The sequence below is a fragment of the Pantoea sp. MHSD4 genome (assembly GCF_021043305.1).
Classification (GTDB): Bacteria; Pseudomonadota; Gammaproteobacteria; order Enterobacterales; family Enterobacteriaceae; genus Pantoea; species Pantoea eucalypti.
Genome location: NZ_JAJNDH010000005.1, coordinates 108053 through 123530 on the forward strand (window position 1 = coordinate 108053; position 15478 = coordinate 123530).

16 protein-coding genes are annotated in these 15478 nt (G+C 55.3%); 14 read left to right on the top strand and 2 right to left on the bottom strand.

Annotated features, from left to right (window positions below):
- Positions 1-54: 54 nt before the first annotated feature.
- The 8 genes from LQK91_RS15955 (at position 55) to LQK91_RS15990 (ending at position 7024) form a co-directional block, all read left to right on the top strand.
- Entirely contained in the window at positions 55-435 is a 381-nt protein-coding gene (locus tag LQK91_RS15955) for a winged helix-turn-helix transcriptional regulator (RefSeq protein WP_004571237.1), read from the top strand.
- Between the two features lie 780 nt (positions 436-1215).
- Positions 1216-2628: a cytochrome ubiquinol oxidase subunit I gene (locus LQK91_RS15960; RefSeq protein WP_008925698.1), complete on the top strand. Its 1413-nt coding sequence runs from the start codon at positions 1216-1218 to the stop codon at positions 2626-2628.
- Position 2629: 1 nt separating this feature from the next.
- The gene (cydB, locus tag LQK91_RS15965; protein ID WP_008925697.1) at positions 2630-3634 is read left to right on the top strand and encodes a cytochrome d ubiquinol oxidase subunit II; all 1005 of its coding nucleotides are present in this window, start codon (positions 2630-2632) and stop codon (positions 3632-3634) included.
- A gap of 1 nt (position 3635) precedes the next feature.
- Complete coding sequence (locus LQK91_RS15970) at positions 3636-3809, top strand: DUF2474 domain-containing protein (RefSeq protein ID WP_004571235.1); 174 nt, start codon at positions 3636-3638, stop codon at positions 3807-3809.
- A 218-nt stretch (positions 3810-4027) separates the two neighbouring features.
- Complete coding sequence (locus LQK91_RS15975; protein ID WP_105099895.1) at positions 4028-4897, top strand: helix-turn-helix domain-containing protein; 870 nt, start codon at positions 4028-4030, stop codon at positions 4895-4897.
- Between the two features lie 218 nt (positions 4898-5115).
- Positions 5116-5310 (top strand): hypothetical protein, encoded by a 195-nt coding sequence (locus tag LQK91_RS15980; RefSeq protein WP_004571233.1) that lies wholly within the window; start codon positions 5116-5118, stop codon positions 5308-5310.
- Between the two features lie 320 nt (positions 5311-5630).
- Positions 5631-6413 carry a siderophore-interacting protein gene (locus tag LQK91_RS15985; RefSeq protein ID WP_004571232.1) on the top strand — a complete coding sequence of 261 codons (783 nt, stop codon included), beginning with the start codon at positions 5631-5633 and terminating at the stop codon, positions 6411-6413.
- A gap of 71 nt (positions 6414-6484) precedes the next feature.
- The gene (locus LQK91_RS15990) at positions 6485-7024 is read left to right on the top strand and encodes a PadR family transcriptional regulator (RefSeq protein WP_105099894.1); all 540 of its coding nucleotides are present in this window, start codon (positions 6485-6487) and stop codon (positions 7022-7024) included.
- Here LQK91_RS15990 and LQK91_RS15995 read toward each other — a convergent pair whose 3' ends face one another.
- Entirely contained in the window at positions 7025-7321 is a 297-nt protein-coding gene (locus LQK91_RS15995; protein WP_004571230.1) for a SelT/SelW/SelH family protein, read from the bottom strand.
- A 239-nt stretch (positions 7322-7560) separates the two neighbouring features.
- Between LQK91_RS15995 and LQK91_RS16000 the strand changes: the two genes are divergently transcribed.
- The 6 genes from LQK91_RS16000 (at position 7561) to LQK91_RS16025 (ending at position 14188) form a co-directional block, all read left to right on the top strand.
- Positions 7561-9933, top strand: coding sequence for a TonB-dependent receptor domain-containing protein (locus tag LQK91_RS16000; protein WP_039659327.1), 2373 nt, complete (start codon positions 7561-7563; stop codon positions 9931-9933).
- Between the two features lie 49 nt (positions 9934-9982).
- Positions 9983-11014 (top strand): hemin-degrading factor, encoded by a 1032-nt coding sequence (locus LQK91_RS16005; protein ID WP_004571228.1) that lies wholly within the window; start codon positions 9983-9985, stop codon positions 11012-11014.
- Positions 11011-11832 (top strand): heme/hemin ABC transporter substrate-binding protein, encoded by an 822-nt coding sequence (locus tag LQK91_RS16010; RefSeq protein ID WP_039659326.1) that lies wholly within the window; start codon positions 11011-11013, stop codon positions 11830-11832. Before LQK91_RS16005 ends, LQK91_RS16010 begins: the two co-directional genes overlap by 4 nt.
- On the top strand, positions 11825-12823 hold the full coding sequence (locus LQK91_RS16015) for a FecCD family ABC transporter permease (protein ID WP_039659324.1): 999 nt from the start codon (positions 11825-11827) through the stop codon (positions 12821-12823). The genes LQK91_RS16010 and LQK91_RS16015 overlap by 8 nt, the downstream gene beginning before the upstream one ends.
- The gene (locus LQK91_RS16020; protein WP_082040832.1) at positions 12823-13599 is read left to right on the top strand and encodes a heme ABC transporter ATP-binding protein; all 777 of its coding nucleotides are present in this window, start codon (positions 12823-12825) and stop codon (positions 13597-13599) included. Before LQK91_RS16015 ends, LQK91_RS16020 begins: the two co-directional genes overlap by 1 nt.
- A 91-nt stretch (positions 13600-13690) precedes the next feature.
- On the top strand, positions 13691-14188 hold the full coding sequence (locus LQK91_RS16025; RefSeq protein ID WP_078804945.1) for a CinA family protein: 498 nt from the start codon (positions 13691-13693) through the stop codon (positions 14186-14188).
- Between the two features lie 28 nt (positions 14189-14216).
- On the opposite strand, the gene LQK91_RS16030 is transcribed toward LQK91_RS16025, so the two are convergent.
- The gene (locus tag LQK91_RS16030) at positions 14217-15200 is read right to left on the bottom strand and encodes an MDR family oxidoreductase (RefSeq protein ID WP_078804944.1); all 984 of its coding nucleotides are present in this window, start codon (positions 15198-15200) and stop codon (positions 14217-14219) included.
- Positions 15201-15478: the final 278 nt, after the last annotated feature.

Sequence of the window (15478 nt, forward strand, 5' to 3'; positions counted from 1 at the left end):
AAACTAATTTTTAGTAAGTACTTACAGAAATGTTAGTTAAGGTGTGCTGATTAAATGTCTGATAAATTGAGTGAAAAATTTAGTCGCGGTGAATTACTTAACGTTAATTGTCCGTCGCGTGATGTGCTGAAACGCGTGACCAGTCGCTGGAGTGTATTGATTCTGCTGGCCCTTCAGGATCAAACGCTGCGCTTCAGTGAATTGCGCCGCACGGTCGGGGGCGTCAGTGAGCGAATGCTGGCTCAGAATCTGCGTTACCTGGAAGAAGATGGCTTCGTGCAGCGAATTGCTTACGACGTGGTGCCTCCGCACGTGGAATATCGCCTGACCCCGCTTGGACGTGAAGTCGGTGAGCAGGTTGTGGGCCTGGCAGACTGGCTGGAACTAAACCTGGGCCGGATTCTGGCGCAGCGCGAAAAATCTGCAGCAGAGTAAAGCTACCCCGTCTCAGCCGTCAGAATGTGACGGCATCGATATTTTTACCTGAAAATTTCTGAGCCCACTTTTGTTTACTGCCTCTCTGATGCCGCAGCCATGCGATAGCAATGGAAATAGATCCTTCAGGCTTTTCGTCCTGTTGCTGATTATTAAGTCGTTTTATCAATCTTCGGGTCGCAATATAGGAGAGTGTGTTGAGCGCTGTTAATAGTGAGGCGTTTTTTGACTCATTTATTTAACATCTTAATGTGTGTTTAACTTCGTGTTTTCTACTTTATTTTATCCATACTCACCTCAGGATTAGTAAGCATTAAACAAAAAAGAAAACAAACCGGCAGAGATGTGGGTTTAAGGGTTTAACCTCTTAAAATATAATGGTATTTAGATCTTTGCTTCTCACTTATAACCTTAAATAACTCCGATTTTTATAGCAAAAAAGTGCCTGAAAACAGGCCGTTGACGATACTTTACGTGCAGGCATTGCTTTCGCGCGTTCGACTTTTAAAGTGAGAAAATACGTAACATTAACGACACATAAGCACCCTCTGATTAACCTTTCGGCCTTATTTTTAAATAAAAATTTCCCGCCAAAAACAATGACCAAAATCAATAAAGACTGTTATAGTTTTCATTAACCCCACTGTTTCTTTTTCCTCGTCGCAAATAGCTCTAAATTTGCGGCGGGAATTTCAATAAGCGCAGAGAAGTCAGCGCATCAGGCTTAAGTTGTTAATTATAAGTAAATACATGGTGTTCTATGTGGCAAAGAGGTAAGCAATGTTCGGATTAGATGCCTTTCATCTGGCCAGGATTCAGTTCGCATTTACTGTATCCTTCCATATTATCTTTCCCGCCATCACCATCGGTCTCGCCAGCTTCCTGGCAGTACTTGAAGGTATGTGGCTTAAAACACGCGATCAAACCTATCGCGATCTCTACCACTTCTGGTCGAAAATCTTTGCCGTTAACTTCGGTATGGGTGTGGTATCAGGGCTGGTCATGGCTTACCAGTTCGGGACGAACTGGAGCGGCTTCTCTGCGTTTGCCGGGAGTATCACCGGCCCGCTGCTGACTTATGAAGTGCTGACGGCGTTCTTCCTGGAAGCAGGCTTCCTGGGCGTGATGCTGTTTGGCTGGAATCGCGTGGGGCCGGGTCTGCACTTCTTCGCCACCTGCATGGTTGCTCTGGGAACACTGATTTCGACCTTCTGGATTCTTGCCTCCAACAGCTGGATGCAGACGCCTCAGGGCTTCATCATCGAGAATGGCATTGTGGTGCCGCAGGACTGGTTGAAAATCGTCTTCAATCCCTCTTTCCCTTATCGCCTTTTCCATATGTCAGTGGCGGCGTTCCTGGCGAGTGCCTTTTTTGTGGGATCGTCAGCGGCCTGGCATTTGCTGAAAGGGAATAACAATCCTGCTATCCGTAAGATGTTCTCCATGGCGTTGTGGATGGCGCTGATCGTTGCGCCGATTCAGGCGATGATTGGGGATGCACACGGTCTGAACACCCTTGAGCATCAGCCAGCCAAAATCGCGGCGATTGAAGGACACTGGGAAAACCCACCGGGTGAGGCCACGCCGCTGATCCTGTTTGGTATTCCCGATATGGAACAGGAGCGCACCAAATATGCGCTGGAAGTTCCTTACCTTGGCAGCCTGATTCTGACGCACAGTCTGGATAAACAGGTTCCGGCGCTGAAGTCGTTCCCGAAAGAGGACCGCCCTAATTCTACAGTGATTTTCTGGTCATTCCGCGTGATGGTGGCGCTGGGGCTGCTGATGATTACGCTGGGCGTGGTCAGCCTGTGGCTGCGTTTCAAAGGCCGTCTTTACGAGTCGCGTCCTTTCCTGTGGTTTGCTCTGTTAATGGGGCCATCGGGTCTGATTGCGATTCTGGCGGGCTGGTTTACCACTGAAATCGGTCGTCAGCCGTGGGTGGTGTATGGCGTGCAGCGCACCATTGATGCGGTCTCGGCACATGGCGATATGCATATGAGCATCAGCCTGCTGGCCTTTATTCTGGTCTACAGCTCGGTGTTCGGTGTGGGATACCACTACATGATGCGCCTGATTAAGCAGGGACCGGTTGTCGGCGAAGGTCATATCACCGAAGAAGGTGGACCGGGTCAGAAGAAAACGCCAGCGCGTCCGCTTTCCGCTGCCACCTTTAAGGATGGAGACCACTAAGATGATCGATTATTCCGTTATCTGGTTTGTGATTATCGTCTTCGCAACCCTGATGTATATCGTGATGGATGGTTTTGACCTGGGTATTGGTCTGCTGTTCCCGTTCAATAAAGATGCCGGCGAGCGCGACATGATGGTTAACACCGTCGCACCCGTCTGGGATGGTAATGAAACCTGGCTGGTTCTGGGAGGCGCGGGCCTGTTCGGGGCATTCCCGCTGGCTTACGCGGTAATTACCGATGCGCTGTCGATTCCGCTGACCGCCATGCTGATTGGCCTGATTTTTCGGGGTGTCGCCTTTGAATTCCGCTTCAAGGCGGTTGAAGGTCATCGGGCATTCTGGGACAAATCCTTTATTGCCGGGTCTGTTTTAGCGACCTTCAGTCAGGGCGTCGCAGTCGGCGCGTTTCTGGATGGCATTCCGGTTGAGGGACGCCGTTTCGCCGGTTCCGCACTGGACTGGCTGGCACCGTTCCCGCTGTTCTGCGGCGTGGGTCTGGTGGTGGCCTATGCGCTGCTGGGCTGCACCTGGCTTATTATGAAGACCGAGAATGAGCTGCACCGTAAGATGTCCGCGCTGGCGACGCCACTGGTCATCGCGCTGTTAGTGATTATTGGTATTGTCAGCCTGTGGACGCCGTTTACGCATCAGGACATCGCACATCGCTGGTTCAGCAAGCCAAACCTGTTCCTGTTCCTGCCGGTTCCGGTGCTGGTGCTGCTCTGTTCATGGGGCATTGTGCGCGCCATTAAGCGTGAGGCGCACTATTCACCGTTCCTGCTGACGCTGGCGCTGGTCTTCCTGGGCTTCTCCGGTCTGGGCATCAGTGTGTGGCCCAACATTATTCCGCCATCCGTAACCATCTGGGATGCCGCATCGCCACCGCAGAGCCAGGCCTTTATGCTGGTGGGTAGCCTGCTGATTATCCCGATGATTCTGGGTTACACCTTCTGGAGCTACTACGTGTTCCGTGGAAAAATCAAAGCAGATGAAGGATATCATTGATATGAAAAGCCTCAGCAGCATGAAAGACCACAATCACAGTGAAGAGACGAAAGCGCCGTGGTGGAAACGGGTAATGTGGCTGGTGTTTATCTATGCCGCCAGCGTACTGGCGCTGGGCGTGGTCGCCTCGCTGTTCCGCATGATGATGACGGCAGCGGGTATGCGTAGTCATTAATTGTCGCAGACTCCGCCTCACCGTTATCAGGCGCAGTTTTTATCAGGAATCAAAAGGCTGACGGCAGTCAGCCTTTTTTAGTTAGTAACCTAAGCAATTAATGCGGAATTGCCCCGAACGGACGTGCACGGCTTACCCTTTCCTTACACTGATTCGCCATATTTGTTATCCTTTTGTGACGATAATCCCAGTCTTAACCCGCGTCGTAAATCGCCATCATGCTCAGTCAGGCCATTAAAAAAAAGCACATCAACGATCTGGTCGAGTGGATTGAAGCCCATCTCACTGACGATCTCAATATCGATCAAATTACGCTGAAATCAGGTTATTCGAAATGGCACATGCAGCGCATGTTCAAGGAGATGACCGGACAGACGCTGGCGGCGTATACCCGCAAACGGCGTCTGACGATGGCGGCTATGGCGCTACGTCTGACACGCATGACGCTGATCGATATCGCCGTGCGTTTTGGTTTTGATAACCAGCAAAACTTTACCCGGGTATTCAAAGGCCACTTTGCGCTGACGCCGGGCGCGTTTCGGCGTATTCCCCATTTGCCGGTCAAAAACTTCCATGGCCGCATTCTGGTGCGGTCGCTGGCAGAGCGCGCAACGCTGGTGGAACGCGAGGAAGAGCTGCATCTGCGAGGAGAGACGCAGGAGTGGGAGTGTAAGTTCGGTGATTATTTTGCCGATCGCGATCACCAGGTGGCTGATCAGGCGCGGCAACTGGTCGCGCTTGCTGGCAGCCATGTTGCGCAGGGCTGGTTAGGCTTTCAGTATGGCCCCGGCCAGAGTTCGGCTGACCAGCAGAATATCAGCCTGTTTCAGGCGCTGGAGCCGCAATATGCCGATCTGCTGAGTGACCACACCAGCAGTTGGAGTGAAGCGGCGGGCCTCTATGCGTCGATTCGCTGGAGCGGCAGACCGGAACAACTGACGCGTTTTATTGAGGATATTTATTATCAACATCTGCCAGCACTGGGTGTAGCGCGGCGTCCTGGCAAAGACCTGCTGCGTCTCGACTTTGCACATTGCAAGCCTGACTGGCTGAGCGGCGTATTTTCAATTCCGGTGATGCAGGCGTAGCCAGCAGGGCAGGGCGAGTGATTCCCGGCCCCGTTAATGCATATTTTGTGCGGTAAACTGTGACAAACCGCACGATTCTATAAACTAACTCGCCGTTCTGGCGTAAAATCCTCTTCCGAAACCCTGTCATACCGGAATCATCGTGCATCCGTGATGGGGCTGGAACATTCATCTGCATTTCAGGCCTTTTCCGGCCAAAACGAAAAACGAAGATAATTATGCGACGCTTAATGATTTCACTGATTCTGGCATTGCCTGTTATGGCAATGGCGCAGCAGGCTGAGCCTTTCTCACCGCCTGCCGGACTGCATCCGCACTCTCAGGCCTCCCAGCATGAAATTCTGGGTGACGGTGAGCTGCCGGAACACACCAGCAGTAACGCTTCCCTCTCCGGATTTAACGACACGCTGTAAATGCTGATACGCTGCCAGACCCGGCGGCGCAACATGACCGGCTCGTCAGGAGTCGGTCAGATTTAACCTTCTCTGCCTGCCTTAAAAACCCGCAAATACCTCTCTCTGAACGCTTGTCAGGGTCGCTTCACGCCTGCGATACGCACACCTGCATCTCTGTAAAATATATCTTAACAAGTCCGATCGCATTTTTCGTTCTTGTGCTTAAGATATATCATAGCTAATCTCCCGGCTTGAGATGAGAATGATTGTTATTCCATGAAATTTTCATGACAGTGCGCATGCCCCTGAATCACGGGCATAGCTTGAGGAGAGATATTTTGACTGCATCAGCTAATCAGCGTTTACCCCAGCGCGTCCGTAATGAACTGCGTTTCCGTCATATTCAGGTCGCCAGTAAAACTAACATTGCCGGTAAATTCTGGCGCATACGGTTCAGCGGCAGCGATCTGGCGGGCTTTACATCGCCAGGCTTTGATGACCACATCAAGGTATTTTTCCCTTCCGCTGAAGGTGAAACACTGGCTCTGCCGCAGATGACCGACGCGGGCATTGTCTGGCCCGAAGGTTTGCGTCCGCAGGCGCGCGACTACACGCCGCTTGAATTCGATGGTGCCTCTTCTCTGACCCTGGATTTCTATATTCACCAGCAGGGCGTGGCGAGTGACTGGGCAACGCAGGCACAGGTGGGCGATAAATTAATTATCGGTGGGCCACGCGGTTCGCTGGTGGTGCCGACCGATTATGCATTTCAGCTTTACGTCTGTGATGAAACCGGGCTGCCAGCGTTTGCGCGTCGTCAGCGTGACGCAAGTGCCCAGTCTTTGCATCTCTATGCCTTTACCGATGACGCGACGGGCCACGGCTATTTATCGGATACGACTGGCGTAACGACAAACTGGTTGGGCAGCGGTCAGATGCAGAAAGCACAGCTCAGCCAGCTGATTGCCCGGCTGGATCAGCTCACACTTCCGGCGGAAGATTACTTTATCTGGCTGACTGGCGAAGGTGAGTTTGTGAAAGCGCTGGCTGACTACTTCACGGTGCAGCGCGGCCTCAGCAGTGATTTTGTGCGGGCGGTGGCCTACTGGCACCAGAAGTAAGCGGCTCTGCCAATTGAGTTTTGCCAGACGGCGGACTACCATCAATCCGACTTTTTCCCGCAGGGCAGGCCATGAAACAGCATCCGAATTCCACCTCATCTGACGATCAGAGTACGCGCGCAGGCGGCTGCGGCGGACGACGCAAACGACGCGAAAAGATGCTGGAAGCAAGTGAGATCCGCCTGCTGATGCTCCATTTCCTGGCGCAGAATGCGGCGCACGGCTATGAACTGATCAAGTCGGTTGAGGTGCTGTCGAAGGGAGAGTATTCGCCTAGTCCGGGGATCATTTACCCCAATCTGACGCTGCTTGAAGAGATGGAGGCGATTGAGGTGGTGGATGCGCAGACAGCGCGCAAAGCCTATCGTCTGACCGCAACGGGAGAGGCGCAACTGGCAGAGAACCTGGAAACGATCTCCAGCCTGATCACGCGGCTCTCTACGCTGGCGATTCTGGTCAATAACCGCAGCATTCCTGCTGTAGAGCAGGCGATTTATGGGCTGAAGGTCGCGCTGAACCAGCGGCTGGCGCAGGAAGATATCTCAGAAACCGCGCTGCAGACGCTGATTAAGGCGCTGCACGACGCGGCTGAAAAAATCACTCACAGTTAATCAGCTGATTTCGGCTTTGTTTTTGTCGATGTGGCCCAGGGTACGATCCGGGAAACAGATGTCGCGTACGCGCTGTTTTAGCGTGGTCGCATCCGGGAAGCCACCATCACGCTTGCGTTCCCACAGCAGGTGCTCATCCAGCGTAATTTCAAAGATACCACCGGTACCTGGTTTCAGGGTTACTTCCGCCAGATCCTCAGCGAAAGTATGCAGAAGTTCCTGTGCCATCCACGCTGACCGCATCAGCCAGTTGCATTGCATACAGTAGTGAATAACAACCACAGGTTTTTGTGCCATAACTCTATTCCTTTACGTGTTGATAAATGCCAATGCATTCGGGTGAACAATTTGTGCGCTGTGGTTTATATCCAAATGTAAATAAGATTGATAATGATTATCAGTTGCATTAAATTTCAGTCGATAATTACTACACCAGCATGATGTTCTGACTTTTCACGGCTTTTATGCGGAGCCGTTTTACTGTTGCCAGCAAACAAGTGAGCGAATACTAACAATTAATCAGGTAATTCGCGCCTATGTCACCACGTTTTCGGAGATTGACGCAACCGCGTCTGACTCAACTGGCGTTGCTCGCCACCTTCATCAATACCACCTGCACTTATGCTGCGGGCAGTGAATCTGCCACGCTAGCCCTTTCTGACCGCTCTGACAGCAATACCGAACAGGTAATGACGGTGACGGCGCCGGAAATTAAGAAAACGGCAGGCAGTAAAACCTCGCTCTCTGCCAGCGATCTGCAACAGCGTGGTGCCACTGACTTTGGATCGATTATGCGCTATGAACCGCTGATCAGTGCCACCGGTACTAGTGGCGGTTCATCAGCCGGTAAGAGCGGTTTTGATCGGGCTGGTTATACCGGCTACAACATTCGAGGCCTCGAGAGCAACCGCGTCGGTCTGGATGTGGACGGCATTCCGTTGCCGCAGGCCACTGGCCGCAGCTATGTAGGACGCGCTGGTCTCGACAGCTTTGGCATTGGCCGCGATTACATCGATCCTTATATGTTTGGGCGTATTGAGATTGAGAAGGGCGCCACAGCAGTGGATCAGTCGAACACCTCAATTGGCGGCAACGTCTCGTTCCGTAACAAATCCCCGGACGACTATCTGTACTCCGGCAAGCCGACCTTTTTCGGCTATCAAAGTGACTACGACTCCGCCAGCCGCAGCTGGCACAACGGCATGACTGCAGCAGCAGGCGATGACACGCTGAGTGGCATTTTTGTTTACAGCCGTCGTGACGGACAGCAGACCCGTAACAACAGCGATACGCTCGATGCTTATCCGGCCAACTGGCACTCCGATGCCTTTATGACTTCCGGCATCTGGCAGCCCAATGATGCTCACAAGCTCAGCGCGACGGTCGATTACTATCACAAAACTCACCACAGCCATTACGACAGCTGGAGCACTTCCGGCAATACCGTCTGGGGAACGGCACAGCAGCAGAGTGATACCCGCCGCTGGGGCATCAGCCTGGCGGATGAGTACACCCCTTACAATGACCTGATCGACAGCCTGACGACCCGCGTTTACTGGCAGCAGACCCAGGCGCATGACAACACCCTAATGCCGTCGAGTGCCACCGCCAGGCAAACCGTCTATTCCGATTACAACAGCGACAGCTACGGTTTTGACACCCGAGCGCTTAAAAGCGTCGGGCGACATGAACTGAGTGCCGGGCTGAATGCGCGTCTGATGGATACTGAGCGACCTTTCCGTCAGTCACCGCCAGCCAGTGCTTTTACTGCGATTATGCAGCCGCAGGCTAACAGCCGCAGCTACAGCGTGGGCGGTTATCTGCAGGATACTATCAGCTTCGATGCTGACGGACATCGGGCGGCTATCGTGCCGGGCGCGCGCGTGGCCTATCAGAACACCCGACCACGTGATGTGGCGACGCTGACCACGAACAGTAGCGTGCTTGACGCCAGCGAAGTTTCAGCGCTCTACGGATCGCCAAACAGCGACACCCAGATATTGCCGTCGATCGCCTTCCAGTTCGATCTGACACCGAAGCTGATGACTTATCTGCAATATACCCGTGGCGCGCAGTTCCCCAACGATACCCAGCTCTATGGCTCATGGAACCTTGGCTCCAGCTATGCCGGCACCGCACAGTATGCGCTGATTGGTAATGCAGACCTGAAAACCGAAACCAGCAACAACTACGAGTGGGGTGTAAAAGGAGAGGTGGCAAAAGGCGTCACGCTTAACGCTGCCGCTTTTTATAACGACTATAAAAACTTTATTGCCTTTACACGTTACAGCCGGGCGGCTAATCCGGGTCAGTTCGTTAATGTGCCCGCCAACATTTACACCACCTATCAGGCGGAGAACCGCGATAAAGCCTACATCTACGGGGCTGAAATCAGCAGTAAAGTGAACTTCGGTAGCTGGTTCAATGAGGTCGAGGGTCTGAGCGCCAATCTGGCGTTGGGTTACACGCAGGGCGCGGCAAAGTCACGCTACCTTGGTGACCGCTACATCGATCTGGAGAGTGTTGCTCCGATGAAAGCGATTGTCGGACTCGCCTGGGATGATGAGGCGCGTGGCTACGGGGCCGCCGTTACCGCTACCTTTGTCAAAGGTAAGCAAGCCAGCGCGACTAACCGCGAAAGCTTCGCTAACAACGGCAGCAGCCTGGCCGACTCCAGCACCGATTACATGCGGGTACCAGGTTATGGCATGGTGGATATGACCGCTTACTGGCGCGTCGCACATAACGTCAGGCTGAGTGGCGGGCTTTACAACATAACCGATCGCAAATACTGGGATTACCTCAGCAGTCGTGAACTGACCAGCGCCACTCAGCAGGAGCGCAACGATCAGGCACTGGCCGTGATGCCGGGCCGTACTTTCCAGTTAGGTGTTAACGTCGATTTTTGATAGCCGTCGCCCTGCGCTGATGCAGGGCATTACTAAGAGAGCCTGAGTCATGAACCCGATTTATCAGCACTATCTTGCCCTTAAAGGTGAACAACCGAAGAAATATGCCCGCGACCTGGCTGCGCTGATCGGCATCAGCGAAGCGGAATTGTGTGAAGCGCGCATCGGCGTTGATGCCGTGGCGCTGAAACGCGATTTTCCGGCGTTGCTGAAGGCACTTGGCGCAGTCGGCGAAACCAAAAACATTACGCGTAACGCTTATGCGGTACATGAACATCTGGGTGAATACCACAATGTGCAGATTGGCGCACATGGTGGCCTGGTGCTTAATCCCCGTGCACTCGATCTGCGCCTGTTCGTCGGTCAGTGGTGCAGCGCCTTTGCTCTGCAGGAGCCAACCGGGCAGGGCGTTCGTCACAGTATTCAGATCTTTGATCGTCATGGCGATGCGGTGCTGAAAGTTTACGTCACGGAGCAGACCAACATGGCAGCGTGGCAGACGCTGATTGCCGACTTTACCGACGCCGCGGCGACGCCGCTTGTGGTCGAGCCGGCTGCTGCAGCTCCCCTGACTGAGGCGGTTGATGCCACCGCCATCGACCGTGAATGGCGCGCCATGACCGATGTTCATCAATTTTTCGCGTTGCTTAAGCGCCATCAGGTGTCACGACCGCAGGCATTTCGCGCGGTGGGTGACGATCTCGCCAGGCAGACCGGTAACGATGCGCTTGAGCGCCTGCTACAGATGGCACAGCAGGCGGGCAATGAAATTATGATTTTTGTCGGCAACCGTGGCTGTACTCAGATTTTCACCGGCAGGGTAGAGAAGCTGCAGCCAGTGGAAAACTGGCTCAACATCTTCAATCCGCAGTTCACACTGCATCTGATGGCTGATCAGATCAGCGAAAGCTGGGTAACACGCAAGCCAACGGGCGATGGCTTTGTTACCAGCCTGGAACTGTTCGCCGCCGACGGCACACAGATCGCCCAGCTCTACGGTCAGCGCACGGAGGGTACGCCAGAGCAGTCAAGCTGGCGCGAGCAGATTGGCGCACTCCACACGCCGGGAGCGGCGGCATGAAAAGAGTGATGTTGTTATGGCTGCTCATGACGCTGCCATCACTGGCGGCGGACCGGGTGGTGTCGATTGGCGGAGACGTCACCCAGATTATCTATGCGCTGGATGCCCAGTCACAGCTAGTGGCGCGCGACAGCACCAGTCTGCGCCCGGCGCAGGCCACCCGACTGCCGGACGTGGGTTATATGCGCCAGCTCAACGCCGAAGGCATTCTGGCACTGAAACCAACGCTGGTGATCGCCAGCGAGCAGGCGCAGCCGTCGCTGGTACTGCAACAGATTGCCCGCGCGGGCGTCAGGGTGGTCACGGTCAGCGGCGACAGCAGCCTGCAGGCGATCCCGCAGAAAATTATCACTGTGGGTCAGGCGCTGCAGCGTGAAAGCGAAGCTCAGGCTCTGGCACGGCAAATGACGCAGCAGATTCGCCAGTTGCCGCAGCAACCGCTGCCGGTAAAAGTGCTCTACATCATGGCGAACAGCGGCATGAAATCGATGGCGGCTGGAAATCAGACTGCGGCCGATGGCGCCATTCGCAGCGCCGGGCTGGAGAATGCTATGGGCTCGGTGCCGCACTATCAGGCACTGTCGCAGGAAGGGGTGATCGCCGCCGCGCCGGATCTGGTGGTAATCGGCGAGGATGGCTTGAAAACGCTGGGCGGCGAAGCGCAGCTGTGGCAGTTACCGGGTCTGACGCTGACACCTGCCGGGCAGCAGCACCGTCTGCTGGTGATCGACACCATGGCACTGCTGGGGTTTGGCCTTGATACACCGCGGGCAATCGTGAAATTGCGTCAGGCGGCGGAATCGCTGAACCATGATTAAGGATAATGCGCTGCGTGGCCTGTTGCTGATGCTGATCTTCCTGCTGGCGGCGATGGTGCTGGCGGCAAATCTGGGGGCGATGTCGCTTTCAGTGCGGGCGCTATGGCAGGCACCGCTTAGCGATCTTATCTGGCAGATCTGGCTGGATATCCGCCTGCCGCGCGTGCTACTGGCGGTGGTGATGGGCATGGCGCTGGCAGTCTCTGGCGCGGTGATGCAGGGTGTTTTTCGTAACCCACTGGCCGATCCCGGTCTGCTGGGGATCAGCAGCGGGGCGGGACTGGCGGTGGCACTGGCAATCATTATTCCGTTGGCGTTGCCGGCACCACTGGCATTGTGGCTACCGATGATCGCTGCGTTTATCGGCAGTCTGCTGGTGACACTGCTGCTCTTCAGTTTCAGTCGGCTGGCGCGCGGCAATCTTTCGCGGTTGTTGCTGGTCGGTATTGCGATTAATGCGTTGTGCGGTGCGGCGGTAGGCGTGCTGTCATGGCTGAGCAACGATCAGCAGCTGCGCCAGCTGTCGCTGTGGGGCATGGGAAGCCTTAGCCAGACACAGTGGCCCGCACTGCTGATTTGCCTGCTGCTGATTCTGCCAGCCTTGCTGCTGCTACAGACTCGCGCCCGCCACCTTAACCTGCTGCAGGCGGGCGAAGAGGATGCGCACTACATGGGGATTGATGTGAAGCGTACTCAGCATCAGCTGCTGATCCTCAGCGCGCTGCTTGTCGGTACAGCGGTCTCGGTCAGCGGCGTGATCGGCTTCGTCGGACTGGTGGTGCCACACGTGATGCGTTTTTGCCTTGGCGGCGATCATCGCTGGCTGCTGCCCGGCTCAGCACTGGCGGGGGCTATTCTGCTGCTGCTGGCCGATACGCTGGCGCGCACTCTGGTGGTTCCGGCCGAGATGCCAGTCGGGCTACTGACCAGCCTGATTGGCGGTCCGTGGTTTCTCTGGCTGATTCTGCGTCAACAGCGAGGGCTGGAGTGATGGAAATTTTACAGGCCAGGGGATTGTGTCTCGCGCACGGCGACAAAACCGTTATCGATAATCTCGACGTCACGCTGTCAGGTGGAGAGCTGGTGGCGCTGATTGGTCCCAACGGCGCAGGTAAATCGACGCTACTGCGGATGCTGACGGGATTTCTGTCGCCCGATCGGGGCGAGTGCTGGCTGGGCGACCGACGGCTGACGACATGGCCGCGTGAGCAGCTGGCACGACGTCGGGCAGTGATGCGCCAGCAGAACAACCTGACCTTTGCACAGTCAGCGCAGTCGGTCGTGGCGATGGGCCGTGCGCCCTGGCCGGAAGCGCAGACGACGCAAATTGTGGCTGAGGTCATGCGGCTGACCGGTTGTGAAGGGCTGGCGCAGCGCGATTACCGCCAGCTCTCCGGCGGTGAACAACAACGAGTGCAGCTGGCGCGGGTGCTGGCACAGCTCTGGCTGGAGGGAAGACCACGCGGCTGGCTGTTTCTGGATGAGCCGACCTCTGCGCTGGATCTCTTCTGGCAGCAGCAAACCTTGCGTTTACTACGCCAGCTGACGCGCGCCGGAGATCTCACCGTCTGTACCGTGTTACATGACCTTAATCAGGCTTCATTGTGGGCCGATCGCATACTGCTGCTGCACGCAGGCCAACTGGTGGCACAAGGTTCGCCGCAGGCGGTAATGACGGAAGCGACGCTGACGCGCTGGTACCAGGCCGATCTTCAGGTAGTGGCACATGCCGAAAGTGGACAGCCGCATATCCAGCTGCGTATCTAGACCGTTTCGCTTTAAAAACATTGTGTTGCGCGCTTTGAATCGCTGATTTTGCGCTATACCTGGAGTTCCGGGCAGCCTTAAGGAGACCATAATGGCAAAATCATTAGATCAAACCGCTGAGCAACTGGGTAATATTTTACTCTCCTCCGGACTTCATCTGGCGACCGCCGAATCCTGTACCGCCGGACTGATCAGCATGACGCTGGCCGCCGTGGAAAACAGCGGTGACTTCTATACCAGCGGCTTCGTAACCTACAGTGAAAATGCCAAAACGCGTCTGCTGGGGGTACATCCAGACACGCTGAAACAGCACACGGCGGTGAGCGAGAAAACAGCGAGGGAGATGGTGCAGGGAGCCTGCGCCCGCTCTGGTGAACCGGTAGGACTTTCAATCACCGGCTATGCCGGACCGGACGGCGGCGAGGATGGCACACCGGCAGGCACTATCTGGTTTGGCTGGGTGTTGCCCGACGGCAGGGTCGAGGCGGAGTGCCATCAGTTCAGCGGCGATCCAAAATCGGTGATGGAGCAGGGCACGCAGTTCGCGCTGGAAGGGCTGATCAAACGGCTGCAGCGAGCCGATCGATAAAGGCGCGATTCACGCGCCTTTAAAAGCGTTAGCGGCAGTCGACAATAAGGCGGCCCTGTACTTTGCCATCCAGCAATGCATGCGCACCTTCTCTGGCTTCACTCAGCGGAATGACCCGGCTCAGCTTGTTGAGCCGTTCACTATCCATCAGCTCGCCGAGTCGCTGCCACGCCTGCTCACGAAGTGGCTTCGGACACATCACGCTATCGACCCCGGCCAGCGTAACGCCACGCAAAATAAAGGGGGCAACGCTGGCTGGCAGATCGAGTCCCTGTGCCATGCCGCAGGCGGCAACCGCGCCGTCACGCTGCGTAGCGGCCAGCACATTGGCCAGAGTATGACTGCCGACGCTGTCTATCGCGGCGGCCCAGCGCTCTTTTGCCAGCGGTTTGCCAGGCTGGGAAAGCGCTTCACGGTCAATGACCGATGCCGCGCCCAGCGTCTCGATCAGATATGCAGGGTCGCTGGTGCGTCCGCTCGACGCAACTACTTCATAGCCCAGACGCGCCAGCAGGCTGACGCTGTAGCTGCCGACGCCGCCACTGGCCCCGGTCACCAGCACCGGTCCGCGTTCCGGTGTGATGCCCTGTTTTTCGAGCGCCATCACACAGAGCATCGCGGTCAGCCCCGCTGTACCGATGGCCATGGTTTGCAGCGGACTCAGCGCTGCGGGCACACGGACCAGCCAGTCGCCGCTGACGCTGGCTTTCTGCGCCAGGCCACCCCACTGTTTTTCGCCCACGCCCCAGCCCGTCAGCAGCGCCACATCATCCTCTTTCCAGTCGGGATGGCGGCTGGCGGTCACACGCCCCACAAAGTCGATACCTGGCACCATCGGGAACTGGCGCACTATCGGGCCTTTGTTGCAGATAGCCAGGGCATCTTTGTAGTTCAGGGATGAGTAGCTGACGTCGAGTGTGACATCGTGGTCGGGCAGTTGAGATTCGGGGAGATCTTTCAGCAGGGAACGGTAACCTTGTTCGTCATTTTCAATGACCAGTGCCTTGAACATGCAGCCTCCGGCAGAGTGGGAAAGAGGGATCAGTTTACGCCTGACAGCAGTAATGCGGTAGGGCAATGGCCGCCTCCCCAGGTGAAGCGGGTGGCTGGCGCGGAAAAGCGTGCTGACAGGAGTGTAGAGGCTGATGCATAAATTTGCATATAATTCAGATAATTAGTCGAATTATGAATTTTTTATGATAAATAGGCTATAAAAATCATGTTGTTACATTTTTGCAGGGTGACTGAATAATTGTCCGGGTCGGGTTGTCCACGTATCAAAAAGATGAC